This is a genomic window from Carboxydocella sp. JDF658 (genome assembly GCF_002049395.1).
Classification (GTDB): Bacteria; Bacillota.
Genome location: NZ_BDLR01000178.1, coordinates 1 through 258 on the forward strand (window position 1 = coordinate 1; position 258 = coordinate 258).

The window sequence follows — 258 nt, forward strand, 5'->3', positions numbered from 1 at the left end:
AGGGTAACTTCATGGCCAGCCATATCTGCACCAGTTCCCGGTGTTTTTCCGGCAGCCACAACTTGCCCTCAACCCTGGGGGCCTGGCTCATCCTGGGGCGACCAAGTTTATCTATGCCTGTCTGTTCAGAAAGGTGGGAGAGGGAAACCGCCAGACGAAAGTCCTGTCCGTCATAAAATATCTTAATGTTGGGGTTGCCTCCCTTGCTCTCGTCTCCCCGGGAGTAGAGGCGGTTCCTGCGGGCGTGCCGCCATTTTT

Annotated in this window: 1 pseudogene; it reads right to left on the reverse strand. The window is 56.2% G+C overall.

The features are described from left to right. Nucleotides 1–258, reverse strand: a pseudogene (locus tag JDF658_RS13250) (IS200/IS605 family accessory protein TnpB-related protein); the annotation flags it as partial.